The organism is Crossiella cryophila, from assembly GCF_014204915.1.
Taxonomy (GTDB): Bacteria; Actinomycetota; Actinomycetes; order Mycobacteriales; family Pseudonocardiaceae; genus Crossiella; species Crossiella cryophila.
On the sequence record NZ_JACHMH010000001.1, the window covers coordinates 2,138,377 to 2,153,829 of the forward strand.

Below are 15,453 nucleotides of genomic sequence, written 5' to 3' on the forward strand. Positions count from 1 at the left end.
GGGTGATCGACTGGGTGTTGTCAGCGATCGGTAAGAACTTCCGCGCCCAGTGCGGTGAGCAGCTCGGCGAGCTGGTGCCGGGGCAGGTCGATCAGGCGGGCGCTGAGGTCGAGGTGCGGCACCAGCCCGGTGATCCGGGCGCGGGCCTCGTTCTTGGTCAGGCCGGTCCTGGTGAGCGCCTCGCGCCAGATGTTGCCGGGCTTGCCGTGCGCGCGATCCAGCAGCGCGCGCTGGATCCGTTGTGGCTCAGTGGTTTCGCTGATCCGGTCGGCGACGATCACCGCGGACTTCGGGTCCGGGTTGCTGCGCAGGAAGCGGAGTTTGTATTTACTGGCAACGAGATCGGCCAGGCCGCGCTGGCCGCGTTCGCTGGTGATGTCCGGGTGGTTGTTGTCCACCAGCAGCAGCACCCGGTCGGCGGAGATGGCCAGCAGGTGCCGCAGTGCCCACGGGCCGGGGTCGGCGGTGGTGTCCAGCACGACCGCGCCGCGGGCGGTCACCGGGGCGGCCCAACCCGGTTGGCGGAGCACGACTTCCAGGCCGTCCCTGGCGGCGAGTTCGCGTACCGGGCCGGTGCGGTCGGTGGCGGTGGACTCGATCGACTGTGGGCCGTGGGTGTAGATCCCGGTGCCGGCAACGGTTTTCTTCGCCTTGGCGGTCGGGCGGCAGACGTAGAGCGAACTCGCGCTGCCCACCGCCTGCGCGCCGACATACCGGTCGAAGTCGGGCAGCAGCGCCTCCAGGACCAGGCCGAGCCGGAGCAGTTCCTGCTGCACCTTCCAGCCAAGGGCCGGGCTGCGCTCGCTGAAGCCGTAGGCCAGGTGGATCCGTCCGGTGGCCGGATCACGCAACGATTCCACCGCGCGGGTGGCGAACAGGCCCATGCCCTCGGGGGTGTAGGGCGGGTCGGTGAAGACCAGGTCGGCCCAGCCGATGGCCGGGGGCGGGAAGCCGAAGCGCAGGTCGGCGTGCAGGCAGCGGATCCGGTGGCCGCGCTCGCGGGCGGTGGCGTCGATGTGCGCGAGCAGGCGTTCGTCCAGGTCGACCACGGTGATCTCGAGGTCGGGGCGCACCGCGGCCAGCGCCAGCGAGGTCAGGTCGTGATCACCCAGGCACAGCACCCTGGCGCCGGCCAGGTCGTAGGTGCGCTCCAGCCACAGCGCGCGGCGCAGCACCGACTCCGCGGTGGCAGGCACGTGGTCCAGCGCGGGCAGCGGCGGCGGATTGCCCGCGATGTCGGTTCGGATGGTGGACAGCGTGGCTGTGTGCTGGCTCACAGCCTCGGCCAGTGGATCCGCCGGTGCGGGGATTTCGTCCAGCTCGAAGGCGGTGCGGTAGGCCGCGGCCCTGGCGGGGTGGATGCGGTGCCGATCGCCCTGGCTCTCCAGGTCCGGCCCGAGCAGTGCCAGCAGCTCCTCCACCGAGCGGCGCGGGGCGGCTGGCCTGCGGATCAACTCGGCCAGCGGCTGCCAGCCGCCGGCCAGCAGGGCGAGTACGCGGCGTAGCCGGCGGGCGGCCGGACCGGCCGCGGACAGGTGGGCAGCGAGCGGGTCCAGCGGCGCTTCGACGGTCACAAAACGTTTACTGTAAAGGGCTGGCCACTGGGTGTTGACCTCGCCGTTGTCAGTCCATCGGACTAAGGTCGATTGCTCAGGCGGCGGCCGGCCAGTGGCCGTCACGACCTTAAGGGGGCTCGCGTGATCGAGTTCCAGGCCGTGACCAAACGCTTCGATGACGGCACCGTCGCCGTCGACGAGCTGACCCTTTCCGTACAGGCGGGCACGATCACCGTGTTCGTCGGGCCGTCCGGCTGCGGGAAGACCACCTCACTGCGGATGGTCAACCGGATGGTGGAACCCACCGGTGGCACCATCCTGGTGAACGGGAAGGACATCAGGGACTCCGACCCGGCGCTGCTGCGCCGCGGCATCGGCTACGTGATCCAGCAGGCCGGACTGTTCCCGCACCGCAGCGTGCTGGACAACATCGCCACCGTGCCGCTGCTGTCGGGCTGGACCCGGCGCAAGGCGCGCGCCCGCGCGGCCGAGCTGCTGGAGACGGTCGGGCTGCCGGTGGAACTGGGCAAGCGGTACCCGGCCCAGCTCTCCGGCGGGCAGCAGCAGCGGGTGGGGGTGGCCCGTGCGCTGGCCGCCGATCCGCCGGTGCTGCTCATGGACGAGCCGTTCAGCGCGGTGGATCCCGTTGTGCGCGAAGGACTTCAGGACGAACTGCTGCGGTTGCAGGCCGAACTGGACAAGACCATCGTCTTCGTCACCCACGATATCGACGAGGCGGTCCGGATCGGCGAGAAGATCGCGGTGTTCCGGCAGGGCGGCGTGCTCGCCCAGTACGCCACCCCGGCGGAGCTGCTGACCAGGCCCGCCAACGATTTCGTGGCCAACTTCGTCGGCAAGGACCGCGGCTACCGCGGACTGTCCTTTGTGGAGGACGGCGAGCTGGACGTGCGCTCGGTGGACACCGTGCAGGTCGGTGCGCGACGGCAGGCCGGCACCGGTTGGACACTGGCCCTGGACGCGGACAACCACCCGCGTGGCTGGCTGCCGCCGGAGTCCATCGCGGACGGCCAGGTGGCGGAAAGCTCGCTGGTGCCCGGTGGTTCGCTGCACGTGCGTGGCACCGCGCTGCGCGGCGCGCTGGACGCGGCGCTGTCCTCCCCGGCCGGGCTCGGCGTGGTGGTGGACGAGGGCGGCGGGTACACCGGCGTGGTCACCGCGCAGCAGGTGCTCGACCTGCTGGAGCACCGCCGCGAGCAGGAGACGGGCAGGGTCTGAGGGTGTTCGACGACCTCGCCAAGTACCTCGGCAACCCGCGCAACGTCGGCGCGGTGCTCGACGGGCTGCTCCAGCACGTCTACCTGTCGCTGGCGCCGGTGCTGATCGGGTTGCTGCTGGCCATCCCGCTTGGCTGGCTGGCCCAGCGCACCCGCTGGCTGCGCACGGTCTTCCTGGGCACCGCCAACATCGTCTACACCATCCCGTCGCTGGCGTTGTTCGTGGTGATCCCCGGCCTGCTGGGCACCCGGATCACCGATCCGCTCAACGTGGTGGTGGCGCTGACGGTCTACACCACCGCGCTGCTGGTGCGCCCGGTGATCGACGCGCTGGACTCGCTGCCCAGCCCGGTGCTGGCCGCGGCCACCGCGATCGGGTTCAAGCCCGCGCACCGGTTCTTCGTGGTCGACCTGCCGCTGTCGGTCCCGGTGCTCACCGCCGGGGTGCGGGTGGCCGCGGTGAGCAACATCAGCCTGGTCAGCGTGGGCGCGCTGATCGGCACCGGCGGGCTGGGCGTGCTGTTCACCTCCGGCTTCGGCATCCAGTACCTGCCGCCGATCATCGTCGGCATCGTGCTGACCCTGCTGCTGGCCGCGCTGGTGGACCTGACCCTGGTCGCGCTGCGCCGCCTGCTCACCCCGTGGACCCGCCTCGGCACCGGAGGCGCGCCGTGATCCAGCAACTCTTCGCCTGGCTGGCCGATCCGGCGCACTGGCAGGGCACCGACGGCCTGCCCACCCGGCTGGCCGAGCACCTCTACTACACGCTGATCGCGGTCTTCGGGGCCGCGGCCATCGGCATCCCGCTCGGGCTGTTCGTCGGGCACACCGGACGCGGCGGGCTGGTGCTGGTCGGCGCGTCCAACGCGATGCGCGCGCTGCCCACCCTTGGCCTGGTCACCTTCCTGTTCCTGCTCGGCGGCGGCTCCCAGGTCTCCACCCTGATCGCGCTGATCGTGCTCGCGGTGCCGCCGATCCTGGCCGGCACCTACGCGGGTGTGCAGGACACCGACGCCGGGGTGGTCGACGCCGCCCGCGGCATGGGCATGACCGGCTGGCAACGACTGTGGCAGGTCGAGGTGCCCAACGCGCTGCCGCTGCTGCTCGGCGGCCTGCGCAACGCCATGCTCCAGGTGGTGGCCACCGCCGCGGTGGCGGCCTACGTGGGCCTCGGCGGGCTGGGCCGGGTGCTGCTGGACGGCATGCGGATCTATGACTACCCCAAGGTGGTGGCGGGCGCGTTCGCGGTGGCGCTGCTCGCGGTGACGCTGGACCTGCTGCTCGCGGGTCTGCAGCGGATCGTGGTGCCGCGTGGGCTGCGGGTGGCCGCGCGCGCGGCGGCACTGGCCCGCGGGGCCACCCGGGTGCGGGTGAAACCCAACGGGCACAACAACTTGACCAAGATCGAGACCCGGACCACGGAGTCCGGTGTCGCTGGAGGGACAAAGTCATGAAGCGGAATCTGGCGGCCGTGGCCGTGCTGGTCGTGGCCGCGGTGAGCGCCTGCGGGGCGCCCGCGGACCCGCTCAAGAACGGCGCGCCGGTCACCGACAAGACCATCCACGTCGGCTCGGTGGACTTCCCGGAGAACAAGCTGCTGGCCGAGATCTACGCCGCGGTGCTCGACGACGCCGGGGCCGAGGTCAAGGTGCAGAGCCCGGTCTCCGCGCGCGAGGTGATGCTCAAGGGCCTCAAGGACGGCTCGTTCACCCTGGTGCCGGACTACAGCGGAAACCTGTTGCAGGCACTGGATTCCAGCAACACCGCGACCAAGTCCGAGGACATCTTCGCCGCGCTCAAGACCAAGGTCGGCCCGGACCTGGAGGTCCTGGAGCCCGCGCCGGGTGAGGACAAGGACGTGCTGGTGGTGACCCAGCAGGTGGCCCAGCAGTTCGGGCTGAAGTCCCTGGCCGACCTGGGGCCGAAGTGCTCGCAGCTCACCCTGGCCGCGGCCGGTGAGTGGAAGACCCGCTGGGAAGCCAAGATCAAGCAGCTCTACGGCTGCACCTTCAAGGAGATCCGCTCCACCGACGCCGGTGGCCCGGTCACCCTGGACGCGATCAAGTCCGGCACCGCGCAGGTGGCCAACCTGTTCACCACCGCATCGGCGATCGGCACCAACAACTTCGTGCAGCTGGCCGACCCGAAGAACATGTACCCGGCGCAGAACATCATCCCGCTGTTCAAGTCCGGCAAGCTGACCGACGCCGCCAAGCTGGCGCTCAACCAGATCTCCAAGAAGATCACCACCGAGAAGCTGGCCGCCGCGGTCAAGCGGATCGAGGTCGACAAGGAGAACCCGGTGGACGTGGCCGCGGACTTCGTCAAGCAGAACGCCTGATCCCTCAGCTCCCGGCGCGGCCGGGCTGACCGCCGATCCTGGCCGTCAGCCCGGCCGCGCTTTGCACTGCCTCGGCGGCGAGTTCGGGCCAGTCCTGGCCGCATTCCTGCTCGCACTCGTGCCGGACGGTCAGACTGATCGCGGCCACCGGCCGCCCGCTGTGGTCGAAGACCGGCACCGCGACCGAGGCGAAGCCGGGGGTGACGTGGCCGTCCTCCACCGACCAGCCGCGCTGCCGTTCGGCGGTGAGCAGCCTGCGCAGCGCCGGCAGGTCGCGCGGGCCGCGGCCGGTGCGGTCCACGAACGCCCGCGCGGACGGGAACAGCGCCCGCACCTGGGCGGCGGGCAGGCCGCTGAGGATGGCCCGGCCGGAGGCGGTGAGCTGGGCCGGCAGCCGCACGCCGATGTCGGTGACCAGGGTCTGCGGCCGGTGCGGTTGCTCCTTGAGCAGGTAGAGGGCTTCCGCGCCGTGCAGCACGCCCAGGTGCGCGGTGGTCTCCACTCGGTCCACCAGGCGGCGCAGCAGCGGCCGGGCCAGCCGCTCCAGCGGGTCGTGGCGCAGGTAGGCCGAGCCAAGCTCGAAGGTGGCCACGCCGAGGCCGTAGCGGCGTTCCTCGGTCAGATGGGTGACGAATCCGGCCGCCACCAGCTCGGTGAGCAGGTGGTACGTGGTCGAGCGGGGCAGCTCCAGCTCACGCGCGATGGCGGCCGCGGAGATCGGGCCCGCCCGCTTGGCCAGCAGCCGCAGCACGGCCAGCCCACGCCGTAGCGCGGGGACGTCGCTGCTCTCGCCCACTCGGCCCGCTCCTCAACACGTCTGGGATCCCAGACAGTGTCACCCCAACCGGCATGGCGTGCCAGCCTGGCACAGGTTCTGATGGGCACATGCAGCAACCGGTACCCGTCGGCTTGAAGCCGCTCTCCCGCGAGCAGGTCGTCGCGGTGGCCCGCGGCGGCGCGTCCGTGGAGATCACCACGGAGGCCCAGGAGGCCATGGCGGCCACCAGGGCGCACATCGAGGCACTGGCCGAGGCGACCACGCCCACCTACGGCGTGTCCACCGGCTTCGGCGCGCTCGCCGTCCGGCACATCCCGCCGGAGAAACGCGCCCAGCTGCAGCGTTCGCTGGTCCGCTCGCACGCCGCAGGCGCCGGGCCGGAGGTCGAGGCCGAGGTGGTCCGCGCGCTGATGCTGCTCCGGCTGCGCACGCTGACCAGCGGGCACACCGGCATCCGGCCGCGCACCGCGGCCACCATGGCCGCGCTGCTCAACGCCGGACTGGTGCCGGTGGTGCACGAGTACGGCTCGCTCGGCTGCTCCGGCGACCTCGCGCCGCTGTCCGCGGTGGCGCTGGCGCTGATGGGGGAGGGGCAGGTCCGGGACGAGTCCGGGCTGCTGCGCCCCACCGCCGAGGCCATGCGCGAACACCGGATCGAACCGGTGCAGCTGGCCGAGAAGGAGGGCCTGGCGCTGATCAACGGCACCGACGGCATGCTCGGCATGCTGGTCATGGCCGCCGCCGACCTGCACCGGCTGCTCGACCTGGCCGATCTCACCGCGGCGATGAGCGTGGAGGCGCTGCTGGGCACCGACCGGCCCTTCGCCCCCGAACTCCAGGCCCTGCGCCCGCACCCGGGCCAGGCCCGCTCGGCCGCCCGGATGTTCGCCGCGCTGGCCGGCTCGCCGATCGTGGCCAGCCACCGCGGCCCGGACTGCACCAGGGTGCAGGACGCCTACTCGCTGCGCTGCTCCCCGCAGGTGCACGGCGCGGCCAGGGACACCCTGGCCTACGTGGAGACCGTGGCCGACCGGGAACTGGCCGCCGCGGTGGACAACCCGGTGGTGCTGGCCGACGGCCGGGTGGAGTCCAACGGCAACTTCCACGGCGCGCCGGTGGCCTACGCGCTGGACTTCCTGGCCATCCCGATCGCCGATGTGGCCAGCATCGCCGAACGCCGCACCGACCGGATGCTGGACGTGTCCCGCTCGCACGGCCTGCCGCCGTTCCTGGCCCACGACCCCGGCGTGGACTCCGGCCACATGATCGCCCAGTACACCCAGGCCGCCCTGGTCTCCGAGCTGAAGCGGCTGGCCAACCCGGCCTCGGTCGACTCCATCCCCAGCTCGGCCATGCAGGAGGACCACGTCTCCATGGGCTGGTCCGCCGCGCGCAAGCTGCGCAAGGCGGTGGACGGGCTGACCACCGTGCTGGCCATCGAACTGCTCACCGCGGCCCGCGCGCTGGACCTGCGCGCCCCGCTCGAACCGGCCCCGGCCACCGCCGCCGCGCTGCGCGTGCTCCGCGAGCACGTCGCCGGTCCGGGCCCCGACCGCCACCTGGCCCCGGAGATCGCCGCCGCCGAACGCGTGGTGCGTTCCGGCGAGCTGCACGCCGCGGTCGAACCGCACCTTGGGTCTGCATGAGGAATCGTGTGCGTGAGAGTCGTGATCGAGGTGGTTCCTGGCGGTGCGGCCGGACCGTCCTCATACCGGACGTATTCGGATGGTCCGGCCGTGCCGCTAGGGGCCGCCTCGGCGCGGCTATTGCGTGCGCGATTCCTTATGCAGACCCAATCGCCATCAATGGGAGGGTGAAGTGAGTACCGCAGGCCCCCGTCCGGTGCGCGCCGCGCGCGGAACCGAGCTGACCGCGCGTGACTGGTCCACCGAGGCCGCACTGCGCATGTTCCACAACAACCTCGACCCCGAGGTCGCCGAACGCCCGGACGACCTGGTCGTCTACGGCGGCACCGGCAAGGCCGCCAGGGACTGGAACAGCTTCGACGCGATCAGCCGCGAGCTGACCACGCTGGCCCCGGACGAGACGCTGCTGGTGCAGTCCGGCCGCCCGGTCGGCGTGATGCGCACGCACGAGTGGGCGCCTCGGGTGCTCATCGCCAACTCCAACCTGGTCGGCGACTGGGCCACCTGGCCGGAGTTCCGGCGGCTGGAACAGCTCGGGCTCACCATGTACGGCCAGATGACCGCGGGCTCCTGGATCTACATCGGCACCCAGGGCATCCTGCAGGGCACCTACGAGACCTTCGCCGCGGTGGCCAACAAGCGCTTCGGCGGCACCCTGGCCGGCACCCTCACCCTCACCGGCGGCCTCGGCGGCATGGGCGGCGCCCAGCCGCTGGCAGTCACCATGAACGAGGGCGTCGCGCTGTGCGTGGAGGTCGACCCCGACCGCGCCCGCCGCCGCCTGGAAACCCGCTACCTGGACGAGATCGCCGACGACCTCGACGACGCGATCGAGCGTTGCCTGGCCGCCAAGCGGGACCGGCGCGCGCTGTCCGTCGCGGTCATCGGCAACGCCGCCGAGGTCTTCCCCGAGCTGCTGCGCCGGGGCGTGGACATCGACGTGGTCACCGACCAGACCTCCGCGCACGACCCGCTGGCCTACCTGCCCAAGGGCGTCGCGCTGGCCGACTGGCACGACTACGCGGCCAAGAAGCCGGATGAGTTCACCGACCGGTCCCGGGAGTCGATGGCCGAGCAGGTCGAGGCCATGGTCGGCTTCATGGACCGCGGCGCCGAGGTCTTCGACTACGGCAACTCCATCCGCGGCGAGGCCAAGCTCGGCGGCTACGAGCGGGCCTTCGACTTCCCCGGCTTCGTGCCCGCCTACATCCGCCCGCTCTTCTGCGAGGGCAAGGGCCCCTTCCGCTGGGCCGCGCTGTCGGGTGACCCCAAGGACATCGAGGCCACCGACCGGGCCATCCTGGAGCTGTTCCCGGAGAACAAGCAGCTGCACCGGTGGATCACCATGGCCCAGGAGCGGGTCGAGTTCCAGGGCCTGCCCGCCCGGATCTGCTGGCTCGGCTACGGCGAACGCCACCTGGCCGGCCTGAAGTTCAACGAGATGGTGGCCAGCGGCGAACTCTCCGCCCCCATCGTCATCGGCCGGGACCACCTGGACTGCGGCTCGGTCGCCTCCCCGTACCGGGAGACCGAGGCCATGGCCGACGGCTCCGACGCCATCGCGGACTGGCCCCTGCTCAACGCCCTGATCAACACCGCCAGCGGCGCCACCTGGGTGTCCATCCACCACGGCGGCGGCGTGGGCATCGGCCGCTCCATCCACGCCGGCCAGGTCACCGTCGCCGACGGCACCGAACTGGCCGCGCAGAAGCTCGAACGCGTGCTGACCAACGACCCCGCCATGGGCGTCATCCGCCACGTCGACGCCGGGTACTCCCGGGCGGACGAGGTTGCGGCGGAACGCGGTGTGCGGGTGCCCATGGAAGGAAGCTCCGGCGCCCAGCATCCTGGGCAGGCTGGCTGACAGTGTCCGGCCGCGCGGTGGTCCAGGCATATCAGTACGCGCTTGACCCGACCCCTGAACAGGAACGCACTCTGCGGTCGCACTGTGGTGCGCAGCGGTATGCGTTCAACTGGGGACTGCGTCTGGTGCGCGCGAACCTGGATCAGCGCGCGGCCGAGCGCTCCTATGGCATCACCGACGCCGGTCTCACCCCTTCGTCGAACTGGTCTGCCTACGGCCTGCGCAAGACCTGGAACCAGCGCAAGGACGAGGTGGCGCCGTGGTGGTCGGAGAACTCCAAGGAGGCATACAGCTCAGGATTGGCGAACCTGGCGAGTGCACTGCGGAACTGGAACGACTCCCGCACCGGTAAGCGTGCTGGCCGCGTGGTCCGGTTTCCCCGGTTCAAGAGCAAGCGGGTGGCTGGTTCATGTCGGTTCTCCACGGGTGCGTTCGGCCTGGTCGAGGACGATCGACGACACGTGCGACTGCCCAGGATCGGCACCGTGCGAACCCACGAGAGCACCCGCAAGCTCTTTCGCCACCTCCAGCGCGGCACTGCGCGAGTTCGGTCGGCCACGGTGGCACACCGGCTCGGTCGATGGCAGGTGTCGTTCTCGGTGGAGATCACCAGGGTGGATCCCGCCCCGACCCGGCCGGGCGAGGTGGTGGGCATTGATCTCGGTGTGCGGTACCTGGCGGTGCTGTCCACCGGGGAAACGGTGCCCAACCCGCGGCCGCTGGAGACCGCGTTGCCCCGGCTGCGCCGGTTTCGGCGGAGAATGTCCCGACGCAGCGGCCCGGACCGACGAACGGGACAACTGCCCTCGAGGCGATGGCTCCGGGCCAGAGCCCGCATCTCAGCACTGCACCTCATGATCCGCTCGGGGATGCTGGGCAACCGCGGATTGGCCCGTCGGGTCGCTGATGTCGGCATGGCTGAATTCCGGCGACAGATCGAGTACAAGGCCGCCTGGTCGGGCGTGCGCGTTCAGCGTGCTGACCGGTGGTTTCCCTCTTCCAGGACATGTTCGGGTTGTGGCGTGGTGAGAACCAAGCTTCGTCTGTCCGAACGTACTTTTGACTGCGAACACTGCGGCGTCGTCATGGACCGCGATCACAACGCGGCCAGGAACCTGGCCGCGTTGGCTGGCGCGCAGGCAGCAGACACGTCCTCCCTGAGTCGCAGGGCGACGGAAAACGGGCCCGCTGGAAACCCACGTCAGACCTGCATCGCGCGGGCAACGGGTAATGCCACGGGAAGCCCCACGAGGGCAACGCGGCGCCGCGAGGCGATGGCTCAGGACACGTTTTCAGACGTCTCCCGAACGGTATCGGAGTAAGTATGAGCACTGCGACGGGGTTGCTGTCGGACATCAGCGGCGTCGGGGCCGACCGCCAGCGCGGCGGGTACTCCCGGCACGGGTTCGACGTGGTGGAACTGGAACTGCGCGAGTGGTTCATCGCCGAGGCCGGCAAACGCGGCCTGACGGTGGACAACGACCGCAACGGCAACCTGTGGGCCTGGTGGGGCGCGCCCGGCAAGGACGCGGTCATCACCGGCAGCCACCTCGACTCAGTGCCCGGCGGCGGCGCCTTCGACGGGCCGCTCGGCGTGGTCTCCGCGCTGGCCGCGGTGGATGTGTTGCAGGCAAGGGGATTCCAGCCGCGGCGGCCGTTCGCGGTGACCGTGTTCGCCGAGGAGGAGGGCGGGCGCTTCGGCGTGCCCTGCCTCGGCTCCCGGCTGATGGCCGGCAGCATCGATCCGGACGCGGCGCGGCGGCTCACCGACCTCAATGGGATCACCCTGGCCGACGCGGTGGACGCGGCCGGGTTCGACCCGGCCCGGCTCGGGCCGGACCCGGAAGCACTGGCCGGTATCGGCTGCTTCGTCGAATTGCACGTGGAACAGGGCAAGGGGCTGGTCGACGTGGACGCGCCGGTCGGGGTGGCCAGCTCGATCCTGGCGCACGGCCGCTGGCGGTTCCGGTTCACCGGCGAGGGCAACCACGCCGGGGCCACCCTGATCGGCGACCGCACCGACCCGATGCTGCCGGCCGCCCAGCTGGTGCTGGCCGCGCGGGCCGCGGCGCGGGCGGTGGACGGGGCTCGGGCCACGGTGGGCAAGCTCATCCCGAATCCGGGCGGTACCAACGTGATCGCCTCCGCGGTGGACGTCTGGCTGGACGCGCGGGCGGCCACCGACGAGGTCACCCGCAACGTGGTCGCCGAGATCACCGCCGCGGCCAGGGACGCCGCCGAGGCCGAGGGCTGCGAGGTCGCGGTGACCGAGGAGTCCTACGGCGATACGGTGATCTTCGATCCGGCCCTGCGTGATCAGCTCGCCGCCCAGCTCGGCGGGGTGCCCGCGCTGCCGACCGGGGCCGGGCACGACGCCGGGATCCTGGCCGCCAAGGTGCCCACCGCGATGCTGTTCGTGCGCAACCCCACCGGCATCAGCCACGCCCCGGCCGAACACGCCGAACCGGCCGACTGCGAGGCCGGGGTCACCGCACTGGCCCACGTCGTGGAACAGCTCACCCGATGAGCAGCTACTGGTGTGAACAGGCCTGGCTGCCCGGCGGAGTGACCAGCGGCGTGCTGATCCGCACCGAGGACGGCCTGTTCACCGAGGTGTCCACAGTGGACAGACCGCCACTTGGTGCCCGGCGGCTGCCGGGGGTGGTGCTGCCCGGGTTCGCCAACGCGCACTCGCACGCCTTCCACCGGGCGCTGCGCGGGCGCACGCACGGCGACGGCGGCACCTTCTGGACCTGGCGGGAGGGCATGTACGCGCTGGCCGCCAAGCTCAACCCGGACAACTACCGGCGGCTGGCCCGCGCGGTGTACGCCGAGATGGCGCTGTCCGGGGTGACCGCGGTCGGCGAGTTCCACTACGTGCACCACGCCCCCGGCGGCAAGCCCTACCGCGACCCCAACGCGATGGGCGAGGCCCTGCGCCAGGCCGCCGCCGAGGCAGGCATCCGGCTCACCCTGCTGGACACCTGCTACCTGTCCGCGGGCTTCGGCGCTCCGCTCGCCCCGGAACAACTCCGCTTCGGCGACGGCGACGCGGCGAGCTGGGCCGCCCGGGTCGCCGCCATGCCCGAGGACGCCAACACCCGGATCGGCGCGGCCATCCACTCGGTCCGCGCGGTGCCCCGCGACCAGCTCGCCGACGTGGTCGCGGGCGCTTCGGGCCGTCCACTGCACGTGCACCTGTCCGAACAGCCAGCCGAGAACGAGGCCTGCCAGGCCGCGCACGGCCTGACCCCGGCCGAACTCCTGCACGCCGCGGGCGCGCTGTCCCCGCACACCACCGCGGTGCACGCCACCCACCTGACCCCCGGCGACATCGCACTGCTCGGCGAGACCGGCACCGGCTCCTGCTTCTGCCCGACCACCGAGGCCGACCTCGCCGACGGCATCGGCCCGGCCCGCGAGCTGGCCGACGCGGGCAGCCCGCTCTCCCTGGGCAGTGACCAGCACGCGGTCAACGACCCGATCCTGGAAGCCAGGGCGCTGGAGCACCACGAACGCCTGCGCACCGGCCAGCGCGGCCGGTTCACCCCGGCCGAACTGCTCAAAGCATCCACAGTGGACGGTCACCGGGCACTCGGCTGGCCGGACGCGGGCCAGATCGCGGTCGGCCAGCGAGCCGATCTGGTGGCACTGCGGCTGGACTCGGTGCGTACCGCGGGCTGCCGTCCGGACCAGGTCCTGCTGGCAGCCACCGCGTCCGATGTGGACAGTGTGGTCAACGGCGGCCAGATGGTCGTCCGGCATGGTGAACACGTCCGGCTCGGCCCGGTGGGTCCGTTGCTGGCCAAGGCGATCAACGAGGTGTGGGCATGACCGTCCTGATCACCGGCATCGGTGAGCTGACCACCAACGACCCCGGACTGGGCCAGTTGACCGACGCCGCCCTGGTGCTCGACGGCGACCGGGTGGTCTGGGCCGGTCCGGCCGCGAGCGCGCCCGCCGCGGACAACCTGGTCGACGTCGAGGGCCGGGCCGTGCTGCCCGGCTGGGTGGACAGCCACACCCACCTGCTCTTCGCCGGCGACCGCACCGCCGAGTTCACCGCTCGCATGGCGGGCCAGCCGTACAAAGCCGGTGGCATCGCGGTGACCGTCAACGCCACCCGCGAGGCCACCGACACCGAGCTGCTCGAGGGCCTGCGCCGCCACCTCGCCGAAGCCGTCGCCCAGGGCACCACCTACCTGGAAACCAAAACCGGCTATGGCCTCAACACCGAACACGAACTCCGCTCCGCCCGCATCGCCGCCCAACTCGCCGACGAGGTCACCTTCCTGGGCGCACACCTGGTGCCACCAGGCTGGGACGCCGACGACTACGTGGATCTGGTCTGTGGCGAGATGCTGGACGCGGTCGCCCCGCACGTCCGCTGGGCCGACGTCTTCTGCGAAACCGGCGCCTTCGACGAGGACCAGTCCCGCACCGTCCTGAAAGCCGCCGCCGCCAAGGGCCTCGGCCTGCGCGTGCACGGCAACCAGCTCGGCTACGGCCCCGGCGTCCGCCTGGCGGTGGAACTCGGCGCAGCCAGCGTCGACCACTGCACCCACCTGACCCCCAGCGACATCGACGCCCTCGCCAACTCCAACACCGTCGCCACCCTGCTCCCCGCCTGCGACCTCTCCACCCGCCAGCCGCTGCCCGAAGCCCGCAAGCTGGTGGACGCCGGGGCCACCATTGCCCTGGCCTCCAACTGCAACCCCGGCTCCAGCTACACCTCGTCCATGGCCTTCTGCGTGACCACCGCGGTCCTCCAGATGCGCCTCACGGTGGAGGAAGCGGTGCGCGCGGCCACCTGGGGTGGGGCGCGGGCGCTGGGGCGGGAGAGCGGGGATGGGGCGGTCGGGGTGCTGCGTCCGGGTTCTCGCGCGGACGTGCATGTGTTGAACGCGCCGTCGGCGACGCACCTGGCTTACCGGCCGGGGGTGCCGTTGACTCACTCGGTCTGGCGGTCCGGGCTGCGGGTCAAGTAGCCCCAGGTCCCTGGCAGACCGTCGATCCGGCCCTCGGCCTCGCGGGCCGGTGGCCGCACGATCCAGCCCTCGGGCCAGTGATCATCGGTGCCGACCCGGGTGCGGGCCAGGTCCAGATCGACCTTGTCCGGCACCGGATCGCTGAAGACCGCGGGCACCGTGAAGACCGCTCCCAGGAAACTGGCCATCCAAGGGAATTTCGCGTAGCCGAAGTCGACGGAACCGAGGAAACGCGCCTCCTCGAAGCTCGCGTGGGCCAGATCGACATCGGCGAACTCGGCTCGGCGGGTGAACTTCGCGCCGGTGAAGTCGGTGGACAGGTGAACCTCGGTCCCCGAGAAGTCCGCGTCACCCTGGAACTCGGCGTCGCGGAAGTTCACGCTGTCCACCACGCACTGACTCAGGGTGAAGTCCAGCAGAACCGCGCCGCTGAGGTCGAGGCTGATCGCTGGCCAGAACTGCGCGGTCTCCCGCAGCAGGTGCCAGGCCAGAATCCGCTGCGCGGTAAGCCGGACCTGGCGCTCCTCCTCTCCGCCCTCGTACGGCATCCGCAGGTACGCGCAAAACAGGTTCATCACCGTCTGCCGGTGGTCCGGATTGCCCTCGCCCAGCCGCTCCAGCGCGTACAACCCCGCCAGTCGCACCGGCGCCTTGTCCGACCCCAGCTGATCCGCCGCTTTCGTATACAGCTCAGTGATCCGCTTCTCCGCCGCGTCATGCCGGACGTCCGCCGCCACCTGCTCCTTCTGCGCCAGATCCGCGTCCTGCAACCCCAGCCCGATCTCGGTCGCCCGCTGCCGCCGCACCGCCAGCAGCAACGCCAGCGCCGCACCCACCCCCGCCGAGGTGGTCAGCCCGGTCCGGATCGCCTCGATCTGCGCCTTCGTCGCCTCCGGCTCCGGCAACCCACCCGCCGCCCGCCACAACCACCACCCGATCCCCAGCCCCGCCAGCACGACCACCCCAGCCGACACGGCAACCCACCACCAGCGCAACGGCGTCAACGGCACCCGCGGAGCAGTCATCCGCCCATGGTCCCAGCCCG

13 protein-coding genes are annotated in these 15,453 nt (G+C 71.5%); 10 read left to right on the forward strand and 3 right to left on the reverse strand.

The window, feature by feature from the left end:
• Window positions 1-20 precede the first annotated feature (20 nt).
• Window positions 21-1,574 carry a bis-aminopropyl spermidine synthase family protein gene (locus HNR67_RS10095; protein ID WP_185001785.1) on the reverse strand — a complete coding sequence of 518 codons (1,554 nt, stop codon included), beginning with the start codon at window positions 1,572-1,574 and terminating at the stop codon, window positions 21-23.
• Window positions 1,575-1,697: 123 nt separating this feature from the next.
• On the opposite strand from HNR67_RS10095, the gene HNR67_RS10100 reads away from it, so the two are divergent.
• The 4 genes from HNR67_RS10100 to HNR67_RS10115 are packed head-to-tail and all read left to right on the forward strand — an operon-like array spanning window position 1,698 to window position 5,132.
• Entirely contained in the window at window positions 1,698-2,792 is a 1,095-nt protein-coding gene (locus tag HNR67_RS10100; protein WP_185001786.1) for an ABC transporter ATP-binding protein, read from the forward strand.
• Window positions 2,789-3,466 carry an ABC transporter permease gene (locus HNR67_RS10105; protein WP_185010443.1) on the forward strand — a complete coding sequence of 226 codons (678 nt, stop codon included), beginning with the start codon at window positions 2,789-2,791 and terminating at the stop codon, window positions 3,464-3,466. The genes HNR67_RS10100 and HNR67_RS10105 overlap by 4 nt, the downstream gene beginning before the upstream one ends.
• On the forward strand, window positions 3,463-4,245 hold the full coding sequence (locus HNR67_RS10110; protein ID WP_185001787.1) for an ABC transporter permease: 783 nt from the start codon (window positions 3,463-3,465) through the stop codon (window positions 4,243-4,245). Before HNR67_RS10105 ends, HNR67_RS10110 begins: the two co-directional genes overlap by 4 nt.
• On the forward strand, window positions 4,242-5,132 hold the full coding sequence (locus tag HNR67_RS10115; RefSeq protein WP_185001788.1) for an ABC transporter substrate-binding protein: 891 nt from the start codon (window positions 4,242-4,244) through the stop codon (window positions 5,130-5,132). The genes HNR67_RS10110 and HNR67_RS10115 overlap by 4 nt, the downstream gene beginning before the upstream one ends.
• A gap of 4 nt (window positions 5,133-5,136) precedes the next feature.
• Here the strand turns inward: HNR67_RS10115 and HNR67_RS10120 are convergent, their stop codons facing one another.
• A complete protein-coding gene (locus HNR67_RS10120) occupies window positions 5,137-5,928 on the reverse strand; it encodes an IclR family transcriptional regulator (protein ID WP_185001789.1) in 792 nt (263 codons plus the stop codon).
• An 89-nt stretch (window positions 5,929-6,017) separates the two neighbouring features.
• Between HNR67_RS10120 and hutH the strand changes: the two genes are divergently transcribed.
• The 6 genes from hutH to hutI all read left to right on the forward strand — a co-directional run bounded on the left by hutH (window position 6,018) and on the right by hutI (window position 14,408).
• Window positions 6,018-7,556, forward strand: coding sequence for a histidine ammonia-lyase (gene hutH, locus HNR67_RS10125; RefSeq protein ID WP_185001790.1), 1,539 nt, complete (start codon window positions 6,018-6,020; stop codon window positions 7,554-7,556).
• 172 nt (window positions 7,557-7,728) lie between these two features.
• Window positions 7,729-9,420 (forward strand): urocanate hydratase, encoded by a 1,692-nt coding sequence (gene hutU, locus HNR67_RS10130; protein ID WP_312986909.1) that lies wholly within the window; start codon window positions 7,729-7,731, stop codon window positions 9,418-9,420.
• 2 nt (window positions 9,421-9,422) lie between these two features.
• Window positions 9,423-10,742: an IS607 family element RNA-guided endonuclease TnpB gene (gene tnpB / locus HNR67_RS10135; protein WP_312986911.1), complete on the forward strand. Its 1,320-nt coding sequence runs from the start codon at window positions 9,423-9,425 to the stop codon at window positions 10,740-10,742.
• A gap of 2 nt (window positions 10,743-10,744) precedes the next feature.
• Window positions 10,745-11,947 (forward strand): allantoate amidohydrolase, encoded by a 1,203-nt coding sequence (locus HNR67_RS10140; RefSeq protein WP_185001791.1) that lies wholly within the window; start codon window positions 10,745-10,747, stop codon window positions 11,945-11,947.
• On the forward strand, window positions 11,944-13,254 hold the full coding sequence (locus HNR67_RS10145) for a formimidoylglutamate deiminase (protein ID WP_185001792.1): 1,311 nt from the start codon (window positions 11,944-11,946) through the stop codon (window positions 13,252-13,254). Before HNR67_RS10140 ends, HNR67_RS10145 begins: the two co-directional genes overlap by 4 nt.
• Entirely contained in the window at window positions 13,251-14,408 is a 1,158-nt protein-coding gene (gene hutI, locus HNR67_RS10150; protein WP_185001793.1) for an imidazolonepropionase, read from the forward strand. Before HNR67_RS10145 ends, hutI begins: the two co-directional genes overlap by 4 nt.
• Here hutI and HNR67_RS10155 read toward each other — a convergent pair.
• Window positions 14,372-15,433, reverse strand: a complete 1,062-nt coding sequence (locus tag HNR67_RS10155) for a pentapeptide repeat-containing protein (protein WP_185001794.1) — start codon at window positions 15,431-15,433, stop codon at window positions 14,372-14,374. The two genes, hutI and HNR67_RS10155, sit on opposite strands and share 37 nt — an antisense overlap.
• Between the last annotated feature and the right edge of the window lie 20 nt (window positions 15,434-15,453).